A 252-nucleotide genomic window follows, 5' to 3' on the forward strand; every position below is an offset into this window, starting at 1 on the left:
TGGCTGGAATGATTTCCCAAGTATTGGTAAAACCTCCCTCAACAATCTTGAGTTAGCTTTAGTTCGCGGTGGGGACCAAGCAGTCCTTCGGGAGAACACACCGCAAGCCAAAACAATTTATTTCGGTGGTAATTCTGAAAGCCGTACTCAAAAATCAAGAACGCGTGCGCGGGCCATCTCAACAGCTTTGCAAACTATCATTAGTGAAAGTGAAGATGTCTTTATCGTTGGGCATCGCTTCCCAGATATGGA

At 45.6% G+C, this 252-nt stretch carries 1 pseudogene; it reads left to right on the plus strand.

The features are described 5' to 3' along the window. Nucleotides 1–252: pseudogene (locus ETC07_RS16305) on the plus strand (hypothetical protein); the annotation flags it as partial.

It is taken from the genome of Halomonas borealis (genome assembly GCF_004798905.1).
GTDB lineage: Bacteria > Pseudomonadota > Gammaproteobacteria > Pseudomonadales > Halomonadaceae > Halomonas > Halomonas borealis.